General features: G+C 58.8%; 16 protein-coding genes. 3 read left to right on the top strand and 13 right to left on the bottom strand.

Annotated features, from left to right (window positions below; all coding sequences use genetic code 11):
• Positions 1–117 precede the first annotated feature (117 nt).
• The 3 genes from SRB521_RS04140 to SRB521_RS04130 all read left to right on the top strand — a co-directional run bounded on the left by SRB521_RS04140 (position 118) and on the right by SRB521_RS04130 (position 9,471).
• Positions 118–1,416, top strand: coding sequence for a M18 family aminopeptidase (locus SRB521_RS04140; RefSeq protein ID WP_116722251.1), 1,299 nt, complete (start codon positions 118–120; stop codon positions 1,414–1,416).
• Between the two features lie 601 nt (positions 1,417–2,017).
• Positions 2,018–8,350 carry an S-layer homology domain-containing protein gene (locus tag SRB521_RS04135; RefSeq protein WP_116722250.1) on the top strand — a complete coding sequence of 2,111 codons (6,333 nt, stop codon included), beginning with the start codon at positions 2,018–2,020 and terminating at the stop codon, positions 8,348–8,350.
• Between the two features lie 167 nt (positions 8,351–8,517).
• Positions 8,518–9,471: a PfkB family carbohydrate kinase gene (locus SRB521_RS04130; protein ID WP_116722249.1), complete on the top strand. Its 954-nt coding sequence runs from the start codon at positions 8,518–8,520 to the stop codon at positions 9,469–9,471.
• Between the two features lie 147 nt (positions 9,472–9,618).
• On the opposite strand, the gene SRB521_RS04125 is transcribed toward SRB521_RS04130, so the two are convergent.
• The 13 genes from SRB521_RS04125 to SRB521_RS04065 all read right to left on the bottom strand — a co-directional run bounded on the left by SRB521_RS04125 (position 9,619) and on the right by SRB521_RS04065 (position 25,464).
• Entirely contained in the window at positions 9,619–10,791 is a 1,173-nt protein-coding gene (locus tag SRB521_RS04125) for a thiolase family protein (RefSeq protein WP_075704359.1), read from the bottom strand.
• Between the two features lie 15 nt (positions 10,792–10,806).
• Positions 10,807–11,451 (bottom strand): 3-oxoacid CoA-transferase subunit B, encoded by a 645-nt coding sequence (locus tag SRB521_RS04120; protein WP_033118706.1) that lies wholly within the window; start codon positions 11,449–11,451, stop codon positions 10,807–10,809.
• 11 nt (positions 11,452–11,462) lie between these two features.
• On the bottom strand, positions 11,463–12,116 hold the full coding sequence (locus SRB521_RS04115; protein ID WP_033118707.1) for a CoA transferase subunit A: 654 nt from the start codon (positions 12,114–12,116) through the stop codon (positions 11,463–11,465).
• Positions 12,103–13,341, bottom strand: coding sequence for an L-lactate MFS transporter (locus SRB521_RS04110; RefSeq protein ID WP_116722248.1), 1,239 nt, complete (start codon positions 13,339–13,341; stop codon positions 12,103–12,105). Before SRB521_RS04110 ends, SRB521_RS04115 begins: the two co-directional genes overlap by 14 nt.
• A complete protein-coding gene (locus tag SRB521_RS04105) occupies positions 13,338–14,300 on the bottom strand; it encodes a 3-hydroxyacyl-CoA dehydrogenase family protein (protein ID WP_033118709.1) in 963 nt (320 codons plus the stop codon). Before SRB521_RS04105 ends, SRB521_RS04110 begins: the two co-directional genes overlap by 4 nt.
• Before the next feature lie 13 nt (positions 14,301–14,313).
• Entirely contained in the window at positions 14,314–15,180 is an 867-nt protein-coding gene (locus tag SRB521_RS04100) for a beta-keto acid cleavage family enzyme (RefSeq protein ID WP_116722247.1), read from the bottom strand.
• A gap of 98 nt (positions 15,181–15,278) precedes the next feature.
• On the bottom strand, positions 15,279–16,295 hold the full coding sequence (locus SRB521_RS04095; RefSeq protein ID WP_116722246.1) for an enoyl-CoA hydratase/isomerase family protein: 1,017 nt from the start codon (positions 16,293–16,295) through the stop codon (positions 15,279–15,281).
• A 30-nt stretch (positions 16,296–16,325) separates the two neighbouring features.
• Complete coding sequence (locus SRB521_RS04090) at positions 16,326–17,345, bottom strand: enoyl-CoA hydratase/isomerase family protein (protein ID WP_116722245.1); 1,020 nt, start codon at positions 17,343–17,345, stop codon at positions 16,326–16,328.
• A gap of 60 nt (positions 17,346–17,405) precedes the next feature.
• Complete coding sequence (locus SRB521_RS04085; protein ID WP_116722244.1) at positions 17,406–18,719, bottom strand: GntP family permease; 1,314 nt, start codon at positions 18,717–18,719, stop codon at positions 17,406–17,408.
• Positions 18,720–19,059: 340 nt separating this feature from the next.
• Positions 19,060–20,475 (bottom strand): sigma-54 interaction domain-containing protein, encoded by a 1,416-nt coding sequence (locus tag SRB521_RS04080; RefSeq protein WP_116722243.1) that lies wholly within the window; start codon positions 20,473–20,475, stop codon positions 19,060–19,062.
• 334 nt (positions 20,476–20,809) lie between these two features.
• Entirely contained in the window at positions 20,810–21,985 is a 1,176-nt protein-coding gene (locus tag SRB521_RS04075) for a MalY/PatB family protein (protein ID WP_058118168.1), read from the bottom strand.
• 9 nt (positions 21,986–21,994) lie between these two features.
• Positions 21,995–23,986, bottom strand: a complete 1,992-nt coding sequence (locus SRB521_RS04070; protein WP_116722242.1) for a S9 family peptidase — start codon at positions 23,984–23,986, stop codon at positions 21,995–21,997.
• Positions 23,983–25,464 (bottom strand): leucyl aminopeptidase family protein, encoded by a 1,482-nt coding sequence (locus SRB521_RS04065; protein ID WP_116722241.1) that lies wholly within the window; start codon positions 25,462–25,464, stop codon positions 23,983–23,985. Before SRB521_RS04065 ends, SRB521_RS04070 begins: the two co-directional genes overlap by 4 nt.
• Positions 25,465–25,510 lie beyond the last annotated feature (46 nt).

Here is a 25,510-nt window from a genome sequence, read left to right as displayed (position 1 = left end):
GGCCTCTTCCCCTCTCTTTTTCTATTTTTATACCGGCAGCTTCTCCCGGCTTGCGGTCTCTACCCGGAGGCACTATAATAGGAATATTCGCAACGCTGATTTTCAGGAGGTTTTATCATGGATACATTGGCGCGCCTTATGGCCTATATTGAAAAAAGCCCCAGCCCTTTTCACGCGGTCCGTAGCGCCGCCGCGCTGTTGGAAGAGGCCGGATTTGTCCGACTGGAGGAGTCCCGCGAGTGGCGGCTGGAGGAGGGCGGCGCCTATTACGTCACCCGGAATCAGAGCAGTCTCATCGCCTTCCGTCTCCCGACCGCCGCCCTGACCGGCTGGCGCATGACTGCCGCCCACAGCGACTCCCCCACCTTCCGTGTCAAAAGTGACTCTATGTCCGGAGACAAAGGTTACATTCGTCTGGAGGTGGAGGGCTACGGCGGCATGAACTGCGCCTCTTGGCTGGACCGCCCGCTCACCGTGGCCGGGCGCGCCGTGGTGGAGACGCCCGCCGGCGTAGAGGGGTGCCTGGTCCATCTGGACCGTGACCTGCTGACCATTCCCAGCCTCGCCATCCATCAGCAGCGGGATGTGAACAAAGGCCACGACTACAACCTTCAGCGGGACATGCAACCTCTGTACGGTGCAGAGGAGGCCCCATCCCTTACCCACCTGCTGGCCGAGGCCCTCGGTGTGGAGGACCGTGATATCCTGGCCACCGATCTGGTCCTCTGTCCCCGTCAGAAGCCCGTTTGCATCGGACCCGAGGGAGAATTCTTTCAGGCGCCCCGCATCGATGATCTCGGCTGTGCATATGCCACCCTGGAAGGGCTTCTCACCGCCTCTCCCTCCCCCCGTCTTGGTCAGGTCTACTGCCTCTTCGACAATGAAGAGGTGGGCAGCGGTACCCGGCAGGGGGCTCTGAGCAGTTTCCTTCCCGACGTACTTGCCCGGACGGCCGAAATCCTGGGCATGAGCGCGCAGGCGCAGCGTCAGGCCCTGGCCAGCAGCCTGCTGCTCAGTGCCGACAACGGCCATGCCGTCCATCCCAACTTTACCGAAAAGGCCGATCCGGAGAACCGGCCTTACCTCAACGGCGGTGTGGTCATCAAGCTCAACGCCAGTCAGAAATATACCACCACTGGGCTGACTTGGGGGCTTTTCCGTTCCATCTGCCGGCGTGCCGGTGTACCGGTACAGATCTTTGCCAATCGTGCGGACGAGCCGGGCGGCAGTACGCTGGGAAATCTCCTCAGCCATGCTGTGAGCATCCCCATGGTGGACATCGGAATGGCCCAGCTCGCCATGCACTCCGCTGTGGAGACTGCCGGCAGCCGGGACCCGGCATATCTCTCCCAAGCCTGCGCGACCTTTTTCAGCGCCCCTCTTCACCCGGAGTTCAACGGCGCTTACCGCTGGTAGGCACCTCTCTGCAAACGCCCCCGGCACGGAAAGCAGGTTCTGTGCCGGGGGCGTTTGCGCGCTGGACAGGCCTGGTTGCAAATATTTTTGACTCCCCTGCACAAGGTCGTTATAGGAGAGTTTCGCTTACCTCTCCCTCTCTCATTTGCATGATTTCCTTCATTTATGCGTGGATTACCTCCCACCCAAATTATGTTTTCCGCTTAAAATTTGCACTTTAGATGGTGCTACCATTCCATTCCATTTTTCCCCATCCGAATGAATTTCTTTTACACGTTGAGCTATATTCACATTTTATTGTGCATATGTCAAAATTTTATTGTATATATTGCAATGTTGCAGAGACTCCGATATACTGTTTTTAAGGAACCTTGAGCAGTGGTATTTATGAAAGGGCATGCCCTTTCATGTCCGGAGACTAGTCTCCGGACATGAAAGGGCATGCCCTTTCATGTCCGGAGACTAGTCTCCGGACACTGGAATCTTCAGGAAGGAGGATGGATATTTTCTTTCCGCTGGTCGAGGCCATCTGCAGCATAACCAATTCCCATTTGCCAATCCCTGCAGGAATCCGAAGTCCAATAGAAGGAGGAACTAAAAAGTGAAGCAACGCAAGAAACGGCTTAACAAAGTCCTTTCCCTGCTCCTGACGCTTTCCATGCTCCTGTCCATGTTGGTCATCCCCGCAGCGGCAGCGGCCCCCATCTCTGACTACCCAGACGATTTGGACGCCATTGTGGAACTCCTCAGTGGCGCGGACGGTGTGGACGGAGAATCCGCCTTTGACTATCTCGGCACCGTTTTCCTGGGCTGGCGGACCACCGGCGGCCCCTGGCAGAACTATGTGATCAATGATTTTGTTGGACAGACCATGGTTGACGCCGGGTATACAGACGCCGGCGACTCCTGGACCAACAAAGGCACTGATTTCACCGACTGGACTCACGACTACAGCGATGACTTTTTCTGGGTCCAGCACGACGATTCCACCTCCCTGGTATGGGCCCCTGAGTACGCCCGCATGGAGATCACCTCCATCACCAAGGGCGGCCAGGAATTGGACGACACCGATCCCCTCTACGCCCTGCGGGACGTGGTGAACGTGGAGTCCTATGCCTTTGACCCCACCAGTGATATCTATCAGGCGCACTACAACGACGTCTATTCTCTTGGCGCCACGCCGGGCGATACTGACGACTTTGTAAAGAAGATGTCCGGCTGGATCAATGAGAAGGACAGCGGCGGTACTCGGGTCAATGTCTTCCCCTATGGTGAGGATCCCGGCGATCCCCGCGGCCCCGAGGCCCACCTGAATGAGCGGGCCCATCTGGCCACCAATGCCGGCTTCAACGTTACGGAAAATGAGCTGGAAGCTATCCGTGAAAATCCTGGCGATGTCCGTAACTTGGTCGCTGGAAAAACCGGCGAAGTGGTTTATGTCGGTAACGTGAGCAAGTATACGGGCGACACTTCCGAGTTGGCTGGTAAAATCCTGCTGTGTGACTCTTCCAACCGTACAAACTTTGATTTCGCCCAGAAAGTCGGTGCTGTCTCCGTGATGACCACCGCCTCCCTGTCCAACTTCAGCAACCCCATCGAGTCTGGAGATTGGTACGGTCCTGAGGGGGCTGTAGCCGACTGGTACACCGAGTGGTATGACGGTGAAAACGAGTGGTACACCGACTCCGCCCGGTTCGCTGGCGGGCGGGGCGCAGACGCCAATAAGAAAGCCATGGACGCCGGCAAGCCCATCGTGGAGTGGAACATTTCTCCCGACCAGTATAACTCCCTCCGCACCCTGATCGACCGGGGCTATACCGTCAAGATGAACGTGGCCACTGTGGGCGAAATGTACGAGATGAGCGGCTCTCATCCCGGTGCCCAAGGACAGCTCACCGCCATCGCCGAGATCAAGGGCTCCAACCCCGATCTGCAGCATGAGCGTGTGGTCCTGGCCGCTCACGTCCAGGAGCCCGGCTGCGACGACAACGCCACCGGCGTGGCCCTGAACCTGGAGCTGGCCGTCAAGATGAAGAAACTCATCGATGACGGCAAGATCGCCCGGCCCGAGCGCACCATCGTCTTCATGTGGGGCGACGAGATGTCCTTCTCCCGCCTATACCTGAATGCCCATCCTGACGAAGTGGATGATATCATCTGCTGTATCGATCTGGACATGGTGGGCGAGGACCCGGCCAAGACCGGCGGCCCCATGCGCATTGAGAAGGCCCCTGATCCCTCCGCCTACTATAACTACACCCTGGACAACATCCCCGAAGATCCCCTCTATTACGACGACAACCGCAGCGACGCAGATGGCAATTTCGTCCGTCTGCCCGACTCCCATACCCTTTGGGGCGCCGGCGATCCCGGCGACTATGACTTGGGCGGCATCTTTATCAACGACCTCTATATGGCCTCCGCCCAGTCCACCCGCACGGTCGTGGCGGATACCCTGGGCTATGACTTCCAGGTTGACGTGTGCCCCTATGAGGGCGGCAGCGACCACAGCCGCTTCCTGGAGCGGGGCGTGCCCGCGGTGCTGACCTGGCACTTCACCGACTACGTCTATCACACCACCGTCGATACCCTGTACATGGCCAGTGCGGACGAACTGGAGAGCGTGGGCATCACCTCTCTGGCCGCCGGCTATTTCGCCGCCAACCCCACCCAGTATACCAACGAGATGCTGGAGATCCTGGTGGATGCTGCGGCGGACCGCTTTGCCAGTGAGGCCAAGGAGAATACGGAAGCTCACAAGGCTTGGGCCGATGCCACCAAGAGCAGTGTGGACGACGCCTACGCCCTGGAGGTCGAGGTCCTCAAGGCCTGGGGCGACTGGTACCGCGAGGCCATTGCATCCTGTGCCCGGTACTTTGCTTCCGACGCTGCGACTGCCGCGCCCTATCTGGCTGAGATCGACAAGATCGAGACTCTGGCCCTGGCCAACGCGAAGGTCACTTTCTATGATTCCGGCCTCATCCTGAACGACAGCTTGCTCACTCTGGACCAGAGTAAGGAAGACTTTGTCGCCACCCTTGCAATCTCCGTAACCGAAGAGAACAAGGACTGGACCGCAGAGCAGTGGGCTGAGTGGGCTTCCAACATTCGCTGGAGCCTGACCCGTGGCAGCGTCGATGTTCAGGACCCCGAATTGTATCCCAATATTTATACGGGTGACTATTTGGAGAACTGGATGAGCTGGGGCACTATCAACCAGCATGGCGCCAACGGCGAGCCCTATTTCACGCTTGAAGAACCTGAAGTATCTGTCGCGGACGGCAAAGCCGTTGTGACTCTGAACTTCAGCCACGGCATCTTCTTCAACATGAAGGATGAGAAGCTTCCCCTGGTAACCAACGCTCTCCAGGCCATCGGCAGCAGCACCTTCCGCTATGCCCGCAACGTGTGGCCCAGCTTCATCGGCAATTATACTTTGGCCGCTGAAGTCGACGGAGAGGTGCTCGCCAAGGCTCCCATGGAGATCAACGTCTACGAGAGCAACGTCCGCTACGACGATCTGTACGCCGAGCTGATGGAGATCAAGGCTCTGGCTGAGGAAAAGGGCCGCTACTTCGATGTACAGTCCTGCGGCAAGAGCACAGACGGACGCGAGCAGTGGTACGTGGTTGTGTCTGACAGCGAGAAGTCTGTCACAGACTTCAAGGCCATGAACGAGCTGGCGCAGGCCGATCCTGAGGCTGTTCTGGCTAAAATCACGGCCGGAGAAGACTACCGTATGCCCATCATGCTCAACAACGTCCACTCTGACGAGGCCGGCGGCGTGGATGCCCACACGAACCTGCTGCGCACCCTGGCCACTGAGGATACTGTGACCTGGAACACCATCGTCGGCCTGGTAGACGGCACTGTCGATGAGAGCCAGTATGATCCCAAGATCGTGGACTTTGAGCTCACGAGCGACGACGGGAATACCGAATACGGCTTTACCGGCTATGGCCTAAAGATCAGCGCCACGGATATCAACGGCAACGGCAATGATGGCCGCACCGACGCCAGCGAATATTATACCTTCAGCGAGGATAAGGTGCTGGATGTCAATGAGATTCTGAGCGACCTGATCATTATTGTCAGCCCCGATGAGAACCCCGACGGCCGTGCCTACAACACCCGTCCCAACGGCAACGGCTTCGACCTCAACCGCGACGCCTCCAACCAGACCCAGGCGGAGACCCGCAACATCGGCAAGCTCATCAGCGAGTGGAACCCCGTGGCCTTTATCGAGTTCCACGGCTTTACCGCTCAGTTCCTGGTGGAGCCCTGCACGCCTCCTCACGAGCCCAACCTGGAGTACGACCTCTTTGTGGATCAGTTCCTGCTGGGTGCCGAAGCTTACGGCAATGCGGCTCTGGCCACTATGTCCGTGCAGCATAAGGATGAGTTTGAAACCAAGTATCAGACCTATTACACCCCGCTCCGCGACAGCTACGATACTGAAAGCGGCTGGGATGCATGGGACGATTTGAGCACCAACTATACCCCCAGCTATGCCATGCTCAACTGCGGCTCCATGGGCTTTACCATCGAGACTCCCTCCGGCGGCGAGTCCAGCGTCCGCCTGCTGGAATCCGGCATGTACGGCCTGTGGCAGTTCCTGGCTGACTGTAAGGACACCTGCTACAAGGATCAGCTGGAATTCTTCCGCCGCGCCATCAACAACGAGGACCATCGCGATAAGATGGAGTCTTGGTATGTTGATATGTCCAATGAGACGCTGCCCTCCGACGCTTGGCGCGTCCCCTATCCGGGCAACAACAAGTACTTCCCCGAGTACTATGTGATCCCCGTGGACGCCGACTCTCAGCGCGACATCGCCGACGCCTATGAGATGGCCGAGTTCTTGATGCGCAACGGCGTCAAGGTCTCTGAGCTCACCGAGGACACCAAGGTGGGGGACGTCACCTACAAGGCCGGCAGCCTGGTCGTGGATATGTATCAGGCCAAGCGCAACTACGCCAACTGCGTACTGAACTTGGGCTATGACGCATCTTCTTCCGGATTCCCCAGACTGTATTCCGAGTCCGTCTCCAGCTTCCCCAGCATGCGCGGCTTCGATTGCATCGCCATTGATACCATCGACGCCTTCTCCGGCAAGCTGGAAGAACTCACTGAAGTGACCGGCAAGACCGAGTTTACCGGTTCCACCTCCCGCGCCGTGATCATCTCCAACAACGGCAACGAGGCCGTCCGGGCCGTCAACGCCATGCTGGATGACGGCATCTCTGTGGGCCTCGTCACCGAGGGCGACTATAAGGGCGACTTCGTCGTCTCCTACAAGGACTTTGTCAAGTATCGCGACGAGTTCATCCTCTCCGCCACCGGTGTGAGCGATATGCCCGTGGCCCACGAGATCAGCCAGCCCTCTCTGTTCCTGGTCGGCCGTAATACCGATTTCGGCGACGACAAGGTCAGCTCTGGTTACTACACAAAGTGGTTTGCGGATGGCTACGGCTTTGTCAACTATGACAACATCCACAATAATGGTACCTCCAACTATGATTTGATGGCCTACGGCGAACAGTTGGGCTTCAAGATCGTTGAGGATCCCGCCGATGCCGATGTCATCATTGGTTCTGTGGCGCTGAACAGCGGCGCTTATGGCAGCGAAGCTGTGGAGGCTGTTAAGGCCGGTACGCCTTACATCTCCACCGGCTCCAGCCCCCTGCGCTACATCCAGAATAACCTGATCACCGAACTGGCCTCCAAGGGCAATGGTCAGGAAGCCCTTCACAACGTCGTATATCCCTCTGACAGTCTGATCACCGCCAGTCAGGCGGCCGACGGCGACACCGTGATCTACTCCCTGAACTGTACGGTCTTGACCTCTTATCCCGCAGACGCTGAGATCCTGATTCAGGGCGCGGATACAGACAGCTTCATCGTGGGCTGCATGCCTGACGGCAGCATGGACGGTGGCGTAGAGGCCATCGCTTGGACCGGAAACGGCATGGACATCACCGTCTTTGCCAACTCCATCGTCAACCGTGCACATCAGCAGGATGACTATCTGTTTGCTACCAACACCATCTACTCCAAGATGCTCTCCGACACTCTCATGAGCATCCCGTCCACCGGCAGCGGCGGTGGCGGTGGCGGCTCTTCCTCTTCTTCCTCCTCTTCCGTGGATATCAGCGCGGGCAAGGGTGGTTCCGTCACCACTTCCCCCAAGTCCCCGGTTAAGGGCGACAAGGTCACCGTCACTGTGAAGCCGGACAGCGGCTTTGAGCTGGACACCATTACCATCACCGATAAGTCCGGCAAAGCCATCGCCTTCATCAACAACGGCGACGGCACTTACACCTACACGCAGCCCGACGGCACCGTGACCATCAAGACCACCTTCAAGGCCACGACCGCCTCCGGTGAATCCGGAGCCGACAAGTTCACCGACATTTCCGGACATTGGGCGCAGGATGCCATCCGCTATGTGGTGGACCGCGGTCTCATGAACGGCGTGAGCGACACCACATTCTCCCCCAACTCCACGCTCACCCGCAGCATGCTGGTCACCATCCTCCATCGCCTGGAGGGCACCCCCGCGGCCAGCGGAAACAGCTTCGCCGATGTGGCCAGTGACACCTGGTACACCGACGCTGTGAGTTGGGCCGCCGCCAATGGCATCGTCACCGGCTATTCCGACACGCAGTTCGCTCCCGACGATTCCATTACCCGTGAGCAACTGGCGGCCATTCTGTACCGCTATGCCGCCTACAAGGGCATGGATACCAGCGCCACCGCTGATCTGACCAACTTCCCCGACAACGGCAGCGTCAGCACCTGGGCCGGCGACTCTGTAAAATGGGCCGTTTCCTTCGGTCTCATCTCCGGCAAGGACGACGGCCGCCTGGATCCTCTGGGCACCGCCACCCGTGCCGAGGTCGCAACGATCCTCATGCGGTTCCTCTCCCGTTAGTCTTCCTCCTTCAGCATGGGAAGGCCCCGCGTCCATCGGACGCGGGGCCTTCCCATGCTCTTCCTTCCTATTTTAACGGTTGACAATGCGGCAATAAACATTGTATGGTATTTTTGCCCGGAAAGTCTGTTTTATAAATTCGGCCAGATGCTGTAAGGAGGACGGCTATGTTTGACATCACTGCCCTGGGAGAGATCCTCATCGACTTCACCCCCAGCGGAACCAACGGCATGGGCATGCCCCTCTATACCCAAAATCCGGGCGGCGCACCGGCCAACGTGCTGGCGCAGAGCGCCCTACTGGGAAGCCGGACCGCCTTCATCGGCAAAGTGGGGCAGGACAGTTTCGGCACGTTTCTCCGCTCCGTTATGGAGCGCAACGGTATTGATACCCGGGCTCTGGTGACCTCCGAAGAAGTCCACACCACCTTGGCCTTTGTCCAGTTGGACGCCTGCGGAGACCGCTCCTTCTCCTTTTACCGGAACCCCGGCGCGGATATTCTGCTCCGGGAAAGCGAAGTGGACTACGAACTCATCCGTCAGAGCCATATCTTTCATTTTGGCTCCCTCTCCCTCACCGATGAGCCCGCCCGGAGCGCCACTGTGGCGGCAGTCCATGCGGCCAGGGAGAGCGGATGTCTCATCAGCTACGATCCTAACTATCGTCCTCCCCTCTGGCCCTCTCAAGATGCGGCCAGGACCGCCATGCTGAAACTGCTCCCTCTGGCGGATATCCTGAAGCTTTCAGAGGAGGAGCTCACCCTGCTCACCGGAGAAACCGGCTTGGACACCGGCACAGCGGCGCTTGCCGTCCAGGGTCCCGCTTTGATCCTCATTTCCCTGGCTGAGAGAGGCGCCTATTTCCGGCGCGGCGCGCTCTGCGGCCTAGTCCCTGCTTTTCAGGTGGACACCGTCGATACCACCGGCGCCGGAGACGCCTTTCTGGGGGCTATCCTGCACCGTCTGCGCCATAAAACGCTGGAGGAGATCCGCCGTCTGGGAGAGGAGGAGCTGCGGGAGATCGTCCGCTTCGGCAACGCCGCCGGAGGGCTCACCACCGCCGCCAAGGGCGCCATTCCCGCCATGCCCACCCTGGAGCGGATTCTCTCCCTACAGGGCTGAGCCTCTGCCACCAGCCGCCCTTTCCGCCATGTGCTCCTGCCCTGCCGCTGCCAAACGCTGGCCCCGGAGATCATCTGATCCCCGGGGCCAGCGTCCCTGTTTTCCCTTTCTTTCCCCTCGGAGTAAGCCCCGAGGGGATTTGCATGTTCAGCACATCTTGTAGATGCCTGCGGCGCCCATACCGCCGCCAATGCACATAGTGACCATGCCGTATTTTCCGCCGGTGCGGCGAAGCTCTCCCAGTAATTTGCAGGTAAGGAAGGCCCCGGTGGCCCCCTGGGGATGGCCCAGGGCCATGGCACCGCCGTTGGGATTGGTCTTGGCGGGGTCCAACCCCAGCTTTCTCATGCAGGGGATCGCCTGGGCGGCAAAGGCCTCGTTGAGCTCCACCACAGCCATATCGGAAACCGTCAGCCCGGTTTTCTTCATCACCTTGGGCACGGCATAGATGGGGCCCAGGCCCATGTAATCTGGCTCACAGCCCGCCACTGCATAGCCCTCCAGGACGGCGACCGGGGGGATGCCCAGCTCCTCCGCCTTGGACCGGGACATCAGCACCACAAAGGCCGCCGCATCGCTGGTCTGGGAGGAGGTCGCGGCGGTGACCCGACCGTTCTCTTTGAAGCAGGGCTTCATGCCGGCCAGCGTCTCCAGGTTGGTATCCCGGCGGATCCCCTGGTCCTTGTCAAAGACGATGTCATTTCCCTCCGGGTCCACGCCGGGCAGAGGAATGATCTCGTCATCAAACTTTCCGGCATCCTGGGCGGCCGCTGCACGGCGATGGCTCTCCACCGCCAGCTCCTCCATTTCCCGGCGGGTGATGCCGCAGCGCTCGGCCACGTTCTCCGCCGTGAGGCCCATAGGGATGTACTCCTCCTTGCGCATGGCCAGGAGCTCTGAGTCAAAGGTGTCGGAGATGTCCAGATTCACGGGACAGGCGGTCATGGACTCCACGCCGCCGGCCACGATCACGTCGGCAATCCCGCATTCAATCTGGGAGGCCGCCAGAGCAATGGCCTGGAGTCCGGAGGAGCAGAAACGGTTCACCGTCATGCCGCAGACACTGTCCGGAAGTCCTGCCCGCGCTACCATAAGCCGGGCAAAGTTGAATCCCTGCTTCCGCTCCGGGATGGCGCAGCCCACGATCACATCTTCCACCAGGGCGGGGTCCAGCTCCGGTACCTTTTCCAGCACCCCTTTGAGCGTCAGCCCCCCGATGGTGACGGGGTGCATCTGGCGCAGCGCGCCCTTCTTTCCTGACTTCGCAACAGCGGAGCGGCCATAGGCCACCACCACCGCTTCATTATGCTGTTTTTCCATATTGTTCTCCTCGTTTCATATGACCATTTCCCTCAGGTCCTCGGCCAGGCTCAGCTCGGCTTCCGTCTTGGCCTGCACCTCTTCCAGGGTGTGCCCCGGGGCCAGTTCCCGCAGGAGCAGTCCCTCCTTCGTGACATCGATGACACAGAGCTCCGTCACGATATGATCCACACATCCCCGTCCAGTATAGGGCAGCGTACATTCCTTCACGATCTTTGGCGCGCCCTCCCGGGTACAGTGCTCCATGGCTACGATGACCTTCCGGGCGCCGTTGACCAGGTCCATGGCGCCTCCCATACCGAAGGAGCGTCCGGGCGTGGACCAGTTGGCCAGATCGCCCCGTTCCGACACCTGAAGGGCGCCCAGCACCGTGGCTGCCAGACGTCCGGAGCGGATGACGCCAAAGGCCATCGCCACATCGAACCCGCTGCTGCCCGGTACAGGGATAAAGGGCACCCCGCCCGCATTATAAGTGCGTTCATTCACCATCAGGCCCTCTGCCGTGGCGCCCACGCCGATGAACCCGTTCTCCGCCTGAAAGAAGACGCCGGGCTCGGCGTAGTTTCCGCACAGGCTTGGAATCCCAATGCCAAGGTTTACTACATCACCGCTTTGGAAATAGCGGGCGGCCCGCTTTGCAATCAAATGTCTCTTGTCCATGCTCTGCCTCCTTACACCAGGATCATGTCCACAAACATCCCTGGCACCCCGACCTCATCCGGGCCGATCTCCCCCAGGTCGCAGAAGTGGTCGCACTCCACGATGGACAGGTCGCCGCAGGTGGCGACCACGGGATGGGAGGCGTGGCCGGTGCTGCCCCGGTAGACCAGATTGCCCAACGGGTCCGCCTGACGGCAGCGGGTAAGGGCCACATCGGCCCGCAGGGCGGGCTCCAGCAGATAACGTTCGCCGTTGACCTCCACCGTCTGCTTGGCGTCCTCCACCACAGTCCCCAGGCCCGTTTTGGTCAGCACGCCGCCCAGACCCAGCCCGCCGCAGCGGATCCGCTCGATGAAGCTGCCCATGGGGCTGAATTCGGCCCGCAACGTCCCTGCCTGGATCTGGGCGTTGGTCTCCGGGTTGGTACCCACGTGGGTGGTGATGATCCGGTCGACCACGCCAGCCCGGATCAGCCTTCCGACCCCCGTTCCGGGATCGCTGGTGTCAATGGAGTAGATGGTCAAATGCCTGGCGCCGCTGTCCAGCACACATTGGATCAGCCGCTCCGGCATATATTGCCCCGTCTGACCGCCGATGGCGATGATCTGCCCGTCGTGGAACTTGGCGATGATCTCTTCCCGGGCGCGTACTTTACTCAGTTCCATAACATTCTCCTTTGCAGGACACGGGTTTCAGTAAGCGGGAGAGCGCCAGACCCACCGCCGCCAAGGCCGCGGCGCTCAAATAGGCACCGGTATAGCTGCCGTTGCCTACGGTTTTAAAGGTGGTGGCCAAACTGGGGCCAATAAGGCTGGCCAAGCCAAACACGACATACATCACACCGTAATTTTCCGTAATGTACTTGGGGCCGAAGGTTTGGGCGGTCAATGGCGTGAGTACGGAGGCAAATCCGCCGTAGCAGGATGCCGCCAGACCCATAGCCGCCAAAATCAGGACATCCTGCTCCCCTACTGTTAGCAGCAGCATGGAGGCGATGCACAGGACGAAGACCGCAGCCATCGTATTCCGGATCCCCACCTTGTCTGAGAGGCTGCCCCAGACAAAGCGGCCCGCCATGTTGCACGCGGCGAATACGCTGACAAAAACAGCCGCCCGCTCGGCGCGATAAGAGAGCGTAGCCTGCAGAATGGGGGACGCCTGGCTGATGACGATCACGCCGGCAATCAGACCGCAGGTAAAAGTGGCCGCGATCAGATAAAAAGCAGGCGTGCGCACCATTTGCTTTCGGCACAGTCCCCCCTCCTCCGGGGAGGCCGTCCGCTCACTGCTGGGGCACAATGCCTCCCGCAGCCCCTCCGGGGGTTCCGCCAGGAGCAGGGAGGCTGCCAGTATAACCGCCAGAAACAGGACCCCCAAGATGCGGAACGCCCACACAAGGGAAAAGGTGTTCATGAGCACGGCAGAGGTCGGCGCCCAGAGGATCGCCCCTGAGCCATAAGCCGCTGTGCCGAGACCGGAGGCCAGCCCGGACCGGTCCGGAAACAGCCGGACCACGTAGGCCATCATGCTGGGATAGATGAAGCCGCATCCCAGACCGGAGAGGATACCGTAAAACAGGAAGAGCTGCCATAGCTGGGTCATCGCCCCCGTTAGGAACAGTCCCCCGCCAAAGAGGACCGCTCCAAGCGCGATGCACATCCGTGTGCTGATGCATCGGATCAAGCCTCCGAAAAAGAGAGGCGCCATGGTCGAACACACAACCGTAACGGTATATGCCAGAGATACCTGGCCCTCCGGCCATCCGTGGGCGGCCACGATGGGATTCTGGAGCACACTCCAGGCATACCCAAACCCGGCACAGACACAGATGACCAGAGCGGCGGCCAGGCAGATCCAGCGGCGCTTTTGAAATGCCTGTGCCCGGCTCACAGCTTCTTATGGAGCTTCAGGATCTCGATGAGCATCCTGTCACGGTAGGCGATACAGTCGGCGTTGGTGTGCCCCACATAGTCGGGGAAATGGGCCATCTCCTCGTCCACGCCGGGCTGGGCCACCTCGCTCCAATTGTCGGGCTGATGGGTCCAGGAGGCCATATCGGCCAGCCACACGTCGCCGGAATTGCCCAGCATCTTTACCATCCCGGTGAGCCCGCCGGGATTACCCATCTGCATGATCATGTTATGGCCGAAGATGGCCCAGCGGATGCCGGGACCATACACCAGGGCCTTGTCCACATCCTCCACGGAGCACACGCCCCGCATCACCAGATCCTGCACCTCTCGGTACAGCGCCAGTTGCAGCCGATTGGCGATAAAGCCCGGGCACTCCTTGCGCAGGAGCACAGCCTCTTTCCCGATGGACTGATAGAAATCGTATACGGTCTTGACCACCTCATCAGAGCTCTTCTCTCCCCGGGTGATCTCTACCAGCGGGATGAGGTGGGGGGGATTATAGGGGTGGGCGCCCACACAGCGTTCCGGGTGGGCGGCCTCAGCCACGATCTCGGAAATCAGCAGTCCGGAGGTGCTGCTGGCGTATAGGGCGTCGGACGCGGCGTACTGCTCCACCTGCGCCAGGATGCTCCGCTTGATCTCCAGGCGCTCCGGGCCGCTCTCCTGGATGAACTGCGCGTCGGACACCGCCTCTTCCATGGAGGTCGTGGGATGGACCCTGGCAACGATCTCGGCCTTCTGTGTCTGGGTGATGGCGTCGTGACCGACCAGAGCGTCCAGGCTCTTCTCCATCTGCCCCCGGCTCTTCAAAAGCTGCTCATCGTTGATGTCGTAGAGGGCCACGCTCAGGCCGCGCATTGCGTACTGGATCGCCCAACTGGAACCGATGACGCCGCCTCCCACACAGGCCACTTTCTTGATGTCAGATACCTTCATGGCGATTTCCTCCTTACCGTGCCAGGGGCTTGATGCCCAGGATCTCGCGGGCCTCGGCGGAGGTGGCGGGCTCCTTGCCAAAAACCTTGACGGCGCTGACCGCGCGCTCCACCAGCATCAGGTTGGTGGCCATGATCTTGTTGCCGTCCTTATCCTTGCCATAGACCACATTGTCCTCCATGCCCACGCGGACATTGCCGCCCAGCGCCAGCGTCGCATACAGGATGGGAAGGTGTCCGGCGCCCACGCCGAAAGCGGACCAGGTGGAGCCCGCCGGGATGTGGTTTTTCAGGTAGAGGAGGTTTTCCACTGTGGCGGGCATTCCGCCCAACACGCCCAGGCAGAACTGGTAGTGGCAGCTTCCGGCAGGCAGGTGTCCCTTTTTTACGTAGTAATTGACGATGTCCAGCATACCGGTGTCAAAGATCTCAAACTCCGGCTTGATGCCCCGCTCCATGTACACATCGCCCAGCTCCTGGAGGAACTGAGGGGTATTCATGAACACGCCGGAGGGCATCCAGTTGAAGGACCCGGCGTCATAGGAGCCCATCTCGATGCCGTCCACGGTGCGCATGTGGAGCATCCGGATCGCATTGCCTGCGGGATCTCCGCCGGAGACGCGGTTGTCGCCGGAGGAGGTGCAGTTGATGACCACATCGCAGTCCTCATAGGCCCGGATGAGTTCAATGGTTTTCTTGAAGCGCGCGGCGTCCATGGTCCCCAGGCCCTGTTCGTCCCGCATATGAAGGTGGACGATGGCGGCGCCCGCCTTCCAGCAGGCATAGGCATCCTCGGCGATCTTCTCCGGGGTCTCGGGAATGTTATAGCCGGCCGGGGTGACCGCGCCGGTGAGGGCCGCGGTGATAATTGTTTTGCTCATTGCAGGTTGACTCCTCCCATTTGGGGTTAGTGCAGGGAATGGGACCCCTAAACGGGCCCCATTCCCTGTCCGATAGTTGACATTCCTATGGAAATTAATTAAACCTCATAGCCTTCGGGCTCGTTGCTGTGTTCAAACACGAAGGGGTTCTCGATCTCGCCTGCAGCAACCCTTTTGCACCACTCGGCTGCCTTGGAGTACATGCTGCGCCAAGACTCGGCGGTCTGGGGCTCCTCCATGTCGCGGGTGGCATAGCGCCAGTCGGCGATACGGCTGATGTACTTCTCGTCGTGCTGGCCACCCTCAGTGCCGTCTCCCATATCGCCGGCGGCGATCCGCAACAGGGAGCCATACTGCTCAGAGACGGTGTGCAGCTTCAAATCATCTACCAGCAGTTTCTTCAGCGGCCGCTTGGCTAGGTTGGACATGATGGTGCGGTTCTCATAAGGCATGGTCTTCCACATCCGGGCAATCTCCCAAGCGCGCTCCACGGCAGAACCCTTGGGCACGACCTCACTGACCATGCCCCAGTCCAGCATCTGCTGGGCGGTGAACTGGCGGGAGGTGGTCATATAGTAGTTGCCACGCTTGGTGCCGAAGTAATGCTGGGCCATAAGGCCCATGCCGTCGCCGGGCACCAGACCGCCCTGGGCGTGGGGGACCTCCATTTTTGCGTCCTCGGAGCAGATGGTTACATCACACAGCATGGCGGAATCCCAGTGGAAACCAGGGCCGGGGATGGCGCCGATGGTGGGCACGTCCAAATCAAAGATCATGTTCTTTATGAGGTTGGTGTCATCAAAGTACTGGTGCTGGAAACGCTCGGTGGGCAGCTTGGAGTAGGTCTCCCACCCGTTGGCATCGGACTCGATCATCCAGTTGTCGCCGATATGGGTGAAGATGATAATCTCGTTTTTGAAGTCCAGGGACAGCCAACGCACAAGCTGACTGATGGCCCGGTGGGACATGCCGCTGTGGTGCATGGGGCCGTCGTTGGTCTTCCAGGTTACCTGGACAATGCCATCCTCCCGCTTAAGGTCGGCAAAAGCCTTGAACCACTCTTTATACTCGTCAAACTCAGGCAGCTTGACGTAATCAGCCAGGGGGTTTCCCATGATAAATCGCTCCTTTCAGCATGTTAAGTTTTAGTCCTTGGGCTCGGGACGATAGGGCTTGACAGGTTTGGAGGGGTCGAAGGGATTAGTCTCTTTCCCATCCTCGACCTCTTTGAACCACTCGAAGGGCTTGGTGCGGAAGCCGTCCCAGCTCTTGCGTGTGGGGGGCTGCTGCATCCAATCGTGGCAGTAGCGCCAGTCATTGGTCTGGCTGATGTACTTCTCGTCCTGCTGACCAGCGTGGGTGTCACCCATATCACCGGCGGCGATGCGCAGCAGGGAGCCGTACTGTTCGGAAACGGTGTGGAGCTTCAAGTCCTCCACCAGCAGCTTTTTCAGCGGCCGCTTGGCCAGATTGGACATGATGGTGCGGTTCTCATAAGGCATGGTCTTCCACATCCGGGCGATCTCCCATGCGCGGGCCATAACCTGGTCCTTGGGCACGACTTCGCTGACCATGCCCCAGTCCAGCATCTGCTGGGCGGTCCACTGGCGTGCGGTCATCATGTAGTAGTTGCCGCGCTTTGTGCCAAAGTAGTGCTGCGCCATCAGGCCCATGCCGTCGCCTGGCACCAGACCGCCGTGCGCATGGGGCACTTCCATCCATGTGTCCTCAGACGCAATGGTCACATCGCTGAGCATGGCGGAATCCCAGTGGAACCCCGGCCCCGGAATCGCGCCGATTGTAGGCACGTCCAGGTCAAAAATCATGTTTTTGATCAGATTCGTATCATCAAAATACTGGTGTTGGAAACGCTCGGTAGGCAATTTGGAGTAGGTCTCCCACCCGTTGGGGTCGGACTCCGTCATCCAGCTATCTCCGATATGGGTAAAAATAATGATCTCATTCTTGAAATCCATGGACAGGATACGGACCAGTTGTCCAATGGCACGATGGGACATTCCGCTGTGCTGCATGGGGCCGTCCAGCGTTTTCCAAGTCACCTGAAGGATGCCGTCTTCACGGTACAGGTCGGCAAAGTCCTTAAACCACTCCTTGTACTCTTCCAGTTCCGGCAACTTGACATAATCAGCCATGGGGGTTCCCATAATAATGACCTCCTGATAAAATTAAACTCGTTGTCCATATGGGCCAAATGTTTATTTTGTTTAATAGAACAGCATCGCTATGATGACTGCAAGCAGACCTGCCAGTAGATTGACCAATACAGACATCATAAACTGCTGGAAATATCCTTCCTTATAGGACAGCTTGAATACAGACAACTGGAATGCGATTGCGCCGTTGTGGGGTAGAGAATCGAATCCAGCACCAGAAATCGCAGCAATGCGGTGGAGCGCGCCCAAATTAATGGCGGGATTATTGATGATCGAATCTCCAAAGGTCTTCATAAACAAGGTCACACCGCCTGTGCCGTTCGCCGTCATGCCGGCAAGCAGATTCACCGCTACAAAGGTAAGCAGATAGGGGTGCATATTCATGGACAGCACTTTCTCAACCAGCCAGTTAAACACAGGCGTCTGCTGCACCACAGTACCATAGCCAATCACGATGGAGATGAACACGACGGGAATCAGGGAGCCTTGAATCCCTCGCACACAGGTCTGGAACACATGGGGCAGGAACTTCTTCCCCACAAGCAGGAAGAGCAGGATAATCGACAGCACCTGGGCATATGTGGTCGCCTGCAGGGCCGTGATTCCAAGTCCCTGAAACAGAAGACTCAGCCCGATAATGGCCGCCACGCAAATATATCCCTTCCATGCGGGAGGCAGCGTAGATTCATTCTGATCGTTTTTGGGATCATCCTCATAGGTTACAAAGCCCTCGCCCTTTTTCTTCAACCGGTTGGTGAGAAGCATCAGATAGGCGACAATAAAAACAACAGAAAACGCCGTACAGATCAGGCTGATCACTGGACCCGCCATAGTGGTGGTGCCCAGATAGGTAGTAGGCGCAATATTTAGCGCATTGGGCATGCCAATGAGAGTGCCATATGCCACGGAGCCCGCCCCGGCAGACATTGCAGCAAGAGCTACCTTTCTGGACATATTCAACTTCTTCAGGACCGGCAGGGCAATCGCCAGAATAGCGTACTGATAAGAGGCTACACCAGCCGCCATCATCAGGCAGGTGATAACGAACAAAACCACTGCAATCCATTTCTCTCCAAAGACTTTGATCAGATGTATAGCCATAGCCGACCCCAGTCCGCTCTCCATCAGGCAAAAGCCAAAGGCACCGCCAATGGTATATAGCAAAAAGAATTGCTGAAACATGTTCCCTACAGCAGGTAAGAAACTTGTAAAAATTGAGGTAATACCATCCGCAGTGCAAAGAGTGACCAGAAATGTACAGGCAAACACCGTCAGGAACAGATTGACCCCCTTAAAGCTGAGGTAGAAAAACAATGCAAATGCAACCACTACAACCAGTAGTGAGATCAGAACACTTGTGGACACGGCACCGAATCTCCTTTCTCTTCTTGAGTCAGTACGCATAGCTGTATCCGTCCAGGACTCTGCATTACTCTATTCGCAAATATGTGCTCGAAACTTTAATATACTATTGTGCCCCCTTTCTTGCCCGCCGCTCCGGATCGTCGGGTCTCGCCTTTATCTTTATGCAATCAGTGTGCCAACTTTTTCGCTGTCCCCGCAACCCCTTCTACTGCCTGGGAAAACTTTGTGGGAGTCCCCATACGGTCTTCTCCGCGCCGATGTAAATCCGCATTATTTTCGGGCTCTCCATAATGCAAATGTGCAGACAATGCGAAAATGCATTGCCTGCACATTTTACCCTTTATGATATGCCGTATTTTTGCCGCTTTCGGATGATGGTGGACTGGTCGGTCTTCAGCAGTTCTGCCGCCTTATAGCTGCTTCCGCAGCGTTTCAGCGCTGCCGCCACCACCTGCTTTTCACAAAAATTCATATATTTTTTCAGGGAAAAGTCCTCTGGGTCATACTGGTAAATGCTCTCCCAATCAGCCGGATAGACTTCAGGCGGCGACGGAGGGACGGAGCCCTCCCCCAGCAGATTTTCCGGCACCTGCCGGATTTCCATCGTGCCCACGGAACTGGTGATGAGAAGACGCTCCACCACGTTTTTCAGTTCCCGCACGTTTCCCGGCCAATCGTAACACATCATCTGGTTGAACACACCTTTGGTAAACACCTTGGTGCGCCCATATTTTTTGCAAAAATGGTCCAGGAAGAAAAGCGCCAGAGGTATGATATCCTCCCTGCGGTTTCGCAGCGGAGGGATCTCCAGCGGGATGACATTGAGCCGGTAATAGAGGTCGGCCCGAAAGCTCCCTTTCTCCACACAGGTCTTCAGGTCTTGATTGGTGGCGGCCAATAGACGGAAATCGATTTCCCGTTCGGATACCGCTCCAAGGCGTTTGCTCTTATGGCTCTCCAGCACCCGGAGCAGCTTCCCCTGGAGCGCCAGGGGAAGGGAGTTGATCTCGTCCAAGAACAGGGTGCCGCCGTTCGCCTCCTCCACCATACCGGGCTTGCCCGTGTTCAGCGCGCCGGTGAACGCGCCTTTTTCATAGCCGAACAGCTCCGCCTCCAGCAGATTTTCCGGCAGAGCGGCGCAATTGATCTCTACCATGGGCCGGTCCGCGCGATGGCTGTGCCTATGGATGAAATTGGCCAGGACCTCTTTTCCCGTGCCGGTCTCTCCGCTGATGAGGATCGTGGAGTCCACCCCGGCCACCTGTTTCGCCATATCCAGCAGCGCTCTCATGCTCTGGCTCTCTGCCACAAAAGTCTCCGGCCGATCCGCAAGCGCTTCCCCCAGGCCCGGAACCTCAATGCAGTCCGCATCCTCATCCAGGATCGCCTGCTGATACCGTTTTTTGAAGAGGTCCAGCCGGACCATCTCCACCAGCATGTACTCGATCTCTCCCACACTGTCAAAGATGGGCGTTGCGGTCGCCAACTGCCGATAGTGATATCCCTTGGGGGTACACACATTGTTGATGACCGACAGCTTTTTCTTCTGTTCAAAGGCCATCACCGCCACACTGATGGAGACCTGCCCTTCCGGCACCAGCCGAAAGGCGTTCAGTCCCAGTGCATCGTCCCGGGTGGCCCCTACCATTTTGAGGAATGCGCTGTTGCAGTAGATATAATCTCCTTGCCGGTTGAGAATATAAATTCCCTCGTTGATGCTGTCAAAAACCTCGCTCAGAAACGGAAATTTCTCCATCCATTATGCCTTTCTTGAACGCTCAGCATGGTCCCTTCCTGGACATCTGAACACATTGCTCCGCAGCTTTCCTTCTCAAAAAGAGCTGCCCCTCTTGACGGCCCCTGTCGGAATGATATGGCTGAAATCGACGACAGGGCGTTCCATTCAGCGGCTATTATAGTACAAACCCCACTATAAATCAACCGAAAGCCAAAATCCATTTTGTTACATTTATAAAATGGCACCTTTTGTTTTGCAATCCGGGTGGCTATCCTGTACTCCGCAAAGGTCCCTCCCAAAATGCAGAACAGGCGGGAGGCCCTCGCCAGATGGAAGGGACTCCCGCCCGTTTTCATTTTTTCAGCGCCGCTTCAATCCGCCGGAACGCCTCCAGCATAAGCGCCCTCCGGCAGGCCAGATTGACCCGCATGAACGTTCCGCAGCCGGAACCGAACTCCCGCCCCGGCGTAAAGGCCACGCCGCACTCCTTCACCAGGAAGTCCTCCAGCCCCTCTTCCTTGCCAAGACCGCTGAAATCGATCCATGCAAAATAGGTCGCGTCCATATGGTACAGCTTTAGGCCCGGCAGATGTTCCAACACATATTCCGCCAACACCCGCCGGTTCTCCGCCACATAGGAGAGGACTTCATCCAGCCAGTAGCCGCACTTCTCATAGGCAGTCTCCAAGGCAATGGCGCCAAATAGATTGTCCAGCCGCGTCTGATAGCGGAGCATAGCCCCGCAGTAGCGCTCCCTCAGCTCTGCATCTCCGATGACCACAGTGGCCGTCTGAAGTCCCCCCAGGTTAAAGGTCTTATTGGTGGAGGTAAACAGCACGGTATGCTCCGCCAGCTCCGGTGACAGGGACGGCAGGGGCACATAGCGGTGCCCCTGCATGGCGAAATCGCAGTGGATATCATCGGTGAGAATCATGACCTTATGGGCCAGGCAGAGTTCGCCCAGCCGCCGCAGCTCCTCCTCCGTCCACAGCCGCCCCGTGGGATTGTTGGGATTTGCCATGAGCATGACCTTGGTCCTGGGATCGGCCAAGAGGGGTTCCAGGCCGTCAAAGTCCAGCTCATACCGCCCGTCTTTTGCCTTCAGGGGATTCCTGGCGATCTCCAGACCACTTTTCTCTACAGAATCCATCAGGGCGTCATAATTGGGCGTCTGCATCACCACCCGGTCCCCCGGCTGCGTCAACAGCTCCAAAAGCACGTTCACCGCAAAAATCACGCCCGGCGGTGAAAATGCCAAGTGCTCTTCGGGGATATCCCAGCCGTGGCGGCTGGAAAACCAGTTCCGGATCGCCGCCAGATAGCCATCGTTCCGGACCGTATAGCCCATGACTCCGTGCCGGATGTGCGCCTCAAACGCCTCCAAAATCTCTGGCGCACAGGGGAAGTCCATATCCGCCACCCACATGGGGATGACGTCCTCCCGGCCGAAAAAACGGCCCACGGCATCCCATTTGAAGGAATCAGTACCCCGGCGCTCCACCGGGCGGTCAAGGTCGATCCGGCCCATAGGCTCCTCCTATTCTGTCTTCAAGTGCTCCTCCATCCAGCCCAGAATTTCACTGAGCCGGCTGATTCGGTTGGAGGGCTTGCCCTCCCGGCTCAGGCCATGGTTCTCTCCATAGAACATGCACAGCTTGCTCTCCACCCCGTGGAGTTTGAGGGCCGCGAACATCTCCAGACCATTGGCAAGCGTACAGCGGTAATCCTTATCTGCGTGAATGAAGAGCGTGGGGGTCTTGACCTGGTCGGCATAGGTGAGGGGGGATGCCTTCCACAGCCGCTCCGGGTGATCCCAAATGGTGCCAAGCTGCTGGTCGGGCACGTAATAGTATCCAATGTCGGAGAGGAGATAGTCCCCAACATAGTTGGCAATGCTCCGCTGGGACACGGCGCAGCGGAAACGGTCCGTGTGGCCGATGACCCAGTTGGTCATAAAGCCGCCGTAGGATCCGCCGGCTACTCCCATCCGTCCGGCGTCCAGGTCGGGATACCGTCGCAGGACCTCGTCCGTGAACTCCATCAGGTCCCGGAAGTCCACATCCCCGTATCTGCCCTGAAGGTCGGCAAAGGCATTACCTTTGCCGCAGCTTCCCCTGGGGTTGCAGTAGTACACAAAATAGCCGGAGGCCGCCCAGAGCTGCATCTCGTGGTGGAAGCCGGGACCGAACACCATCTTAGGCCCGCCGTGGATGTGGAGGATGCCCGGATACCGCTTGCCCGGCTCATAGCCCACCGGCTTCATCACGAAACCGTCGATATCCACCCCGTCGGAGTCGGTAAAGGTAAGCCGCTCCGGTGCGGAGAGGGTCACCCCCTCCAGAACATCCCCATTGAAACTGGTGAGCTGCTCCAGCTCTCCGCCGCTCCAGCGGTACACCTCAGGGAGCTTCAGCCCCACAGCGGCGGAGAAGAGGAATGTCTTCCCGTCCTTGGTATCGAAATCGATGAGATAGTCATCACCGCCGAAGAGTGGCTGCACACCGGTCTCCCTCTCCCATGCGCACAGGCAGGAGCCCACACCGTCGGTATTGAGGAAATAAAGGGTCTCCCCCACCATCCTCTGTCCGGTGGTGGAGCCGGAGAAGCAGTCGGTGACCACCTCGGAGTTGACCCGGCGGTCATAGCGGCCCAGGTCCTCCTCCCCTTCCTTATCCACCACAAAGAAAGTAGGATGCTCATATACGCCGTAGTCCCGCATGACGAGTCCCAGGCAGAGGGCCTTCCGGCCCAGATATCCCACATAGTCGATGCTGTATTTGTCAGGTGGAATAAGAGTGACCGTCTCATCCCGGTCCGCATCCCAGCGGTACATCCCCTCGGTGACCGGCTTCACATCCCGGAAGGGGAATGCGGTGAAGAGCACCTGGCCGGGTCGGACATTCACATGGTTCACATCATAGTCGTCCGGAGTGAGCCTGCGGTACTCTCCGGTGGCCTCCAGGTAGAGGAACAGCGTGTTTCTGGTTTGATTATACATCCCCACCCCGTTCTCGCACAAGGGGAGTTCGGTAAGAACTTTATATCCTCTGGTCCGCAGGCGGCGGGCGATCTCCCCTTCCCGGGCCTCTCCCGCCAGCTCCAGGAGATTGGGCCGGTCCAAATGGGTCTCGGCCGTAAAGATGTAGCGCCCTGGGTCCATCCTCCAGATCCCGGTCACGGACATAGGGAGGCGGAACGCCTCGCTTTCTTCACCGGTGCGCACGTCCAGGCGGCGGTATACCGTCCACTCCTCCTCAAGTCCCCGCGTCCGCAGGGCCTCATCCAGCTCTGTGGTCTTGTAGAGAACATGGGTGTCGTCCTCCCAAACGGCCTGTCTCTGGGCGTCTCCCCGGGTGATCTGCCGGCTCTCCCCGCTCTCCAGATCGCACAGCCACAGATTCCAGCGGTAGCCGTCCCCCTCTCTGTCGGTCTCCTTGAGGGCAAAGGCCAGATATCTTCCGTCAGGGGAGAGCTCCAGAGCGGAGGGATACCGGTATTTGAGGAAATCGGTCAGCGCCAGCTTCTTCATGTCCGCTGCCCCTCCTTTTCCATCTCTTTGAGCGTCTCATAGAGCATCCGGGTGCCGAAGCCGATGCCGCCCTTGGTATAGATCCCCTCACACTCGGTGGTCCACGCGGTACCGCCGATGTCCAGATGGACCCAAGGCGTATCCTCGGCGAACTCCTTGATGAACATGGCCCCCACAGTGGCGTACCCACCTACGCTGGAGCCCATGGCGCTGTTTTTCAGGTGGGCCACCCGGGAGTCCAGCACCCGGCGGAGATTCTCGTCGCAGGGCAGCTCCCACACCCGCTCGCAGGCAGCGGCAGCTCCTGCCTCCACCTGTGCGGCCAAGGCTCGGCTGTTGGTGAAGAGCCCGCAGCGGCGGTTCCCCAGAGCGGTCTGGATGCCGTCGGTGAGGGTGGCGATATCCACGATGCGGTCCACCCCACAGCACTGCTTGGCATAGGTCACGGCGTCGGCCAGCGTGATGCGGCCCTCCGCATCGGTGTTGTTCACCTCAATGTACCGCCCGGACATAGAGCGGATCACATCGCCGGGCACATAGGCGGTGGCCGAGAGTTTATTCTCGCATGCGGCCACCACGCCGGTGACATTGAGCCGGACGCCCCGCTTCTGAGCCGCCCACAGGGTGCCCATCACGGCGGCCGCTCCGCTCATATCGTGCTGCATGGTCTCCATGAATTCGGACGACTGGAGCGAATAGCCGCCGCTGTCGTAGGTAAGTCCTTTGCCGATCAGTCCCAGGCGGCTCTTTTCCCCCTGCGCGCCGGTATACTCCATGACAATGAGCTTGGGCTCTTGGATTGAGCCCTTCCCCACTTCCAGAAAGGCGGTGAGACCGATGCGCTCCACCTCATCTCTGCCGTAGACGGTCACCCTCACAGGCGTACCCTCAAAGAGGCTCTGTGCCGCCTGGGCCAGTTTAGCGGGGGTGAGCACCGTCGGGGGCTCGTTGATGAGGTCCCGCGCAATACAGGTGGCCCGGGCAGACACCTCCGCCTCCGCCAAAGCGGCCTCATAGCGCTCCGACTCTTCGCAGAGAAAGGCGGCGGTCCTGATCCCCGCCGGCGTAGGGACCGTCTTATACTTGTCGAAGCGGTAGCCGGTGAGGGCCGCGGCCTCCGCCGCCTTTTGAAAGAGCGCCGGGGTAAACTGCGGCTCCAGCCCCCGCAGATCGGTACATACCGCGCCCAGCCTCAGCTCCTGGCACTGGCGGTAGACCTTGGCGCAGTCGTCCAGCACCCGCTCCAGGTCCCAGTTCTTCCCCAGTCCAAGCAGGAAGATCTGGGTCAGCCCTCCCTCTGTAAGGGCGGAAAACCGGTAGATCTCACCCGCTTTTCCAGCAAACCGCCCTGAGGCGCGGACCGCGGCGAGTTCCTTTTCCCAAGGTCCCTGATAGCCCTCCAGGTCCCCCTCTCCCAGCGGGACCACCACGCCGTCCCAAGGTCTGGCGCCATACTCCCTCACAAGTTGCAGTTCCATACTTTTCTTCCTCCTTATGGTCCATTCCGCGATGGACAATCAAAAA

The sequence above is a fragment of the Intestinimonas butyriciproducens genome (assembly GCF_004154955.1).
GTDB classification, from domain to species: Bacteria; Bacillota; Clostridia; order Oscillospirales; family Oscillospiraceae; genus Intestinimonas; species Intestinimonas butyriciproducens.
The sequence above is the reverse complement of the archived record's forward strand: the minus strand, read 5'-3'. Positions and strand labels throughout refer to the sequence as shown.

Excerpts from the sequence above, each read along its gene's own strand:
- SRB521_RS04070 (WP_116722242.1), bottom strand. The coding sequence starts at position 23,986 with ATGAAGAAGCTGGCGCTGACCGATTTCCTCAAATACCGGTATCCCTCC.
- SRB521_RS04100 (WP_116722247.1), bottom strand. The coding sequence starts at position 15,180 with ATGAGCAAAACAATTATCACCGCGGCCCTCACCGGCGCGGTCACCCCG.
- SRB521_RS04080 (WP_116722243.1), bottom strand. The coding sequence starts at position 20,475 with ATGGAGAAATTTCCGTTTCTGAGCGAGGTTTTTGACAGCATCAACGAG.
- SRB521_RS04140 (WP_116722251.1), top strand. The coding sequence starts at position 118 with ATGGATACATTGGCGCGCCTTATGGCCTATATTGAAAAAAGCCCCAGC.
- SRB521_RS04075 (WP_058118168.1), bottom strand. The coding sequence starts at position 21,985 with ATGGGCCGGATCGACCTTGACCGCCCGGTGGAGCGCCGGGGTACTGAT.
- SRB521_RS04105 (WP_033118709.1), bottom strand. The coding sequence starts at position 14,300 with ATGAAGGTATCTGACATCAAGAAAGTGGCCTGTGTGGGAGGCGGCGTC.
- SRB521_RS04115 (WP_033118707.1), bottom strand. The coding sequence starts at position 12,116 with ATGGAACTGAGTAAAGTACGCGCCCGGGAAGAGATCATCGCCAAGTTC.
- SRB521_RS04095 (WP_116722246.1), bottom strand. The coding sequence starts at position 16,295 with ATGGGAAACCCCCTGGCTGATTACGTCAAGCTGCCTGAGTTTGACGAG.
- SRB521_RS04125 (WP_075704359.1), bottom strand. The coding sequence starts at position 10,791 with ATGGAAAAACAGCATAATGAAGCGGTGGTGGTGGCCTATGGCCGCTCC.
- SRB521_RS04065 (WP_116722241.1), bottom strand. The coding sequence starts at position 25,464 with ATGGAACTGCAACTTGTGAGGGAGTATGGCGCCAGACCTTGGGACGGC.
- SRB521_RS04120 (WP_033118706.1), bottom strand. The coding sequence starts at position 11,451 with ATGGACAAGAGACATTTGATTGCAAAGCGGGCCGCCCGCTATTTCCAA.
- SRB521_RS04090 (WP_116722245.1), bottom strand. The coding sequence starts at position 17,345 with ATGGGAACCCCCATGGCTGATTATGTCAAGTTGCCGGAACTGGAAGAG.
- SRB521_RS04130 (WP_116722249.1), top strand. The coding sequence starts at position 8,518 with ATGTTTGACATCACTGCCCTGGGAGAGATCCTCATCGACTTCACCCCC.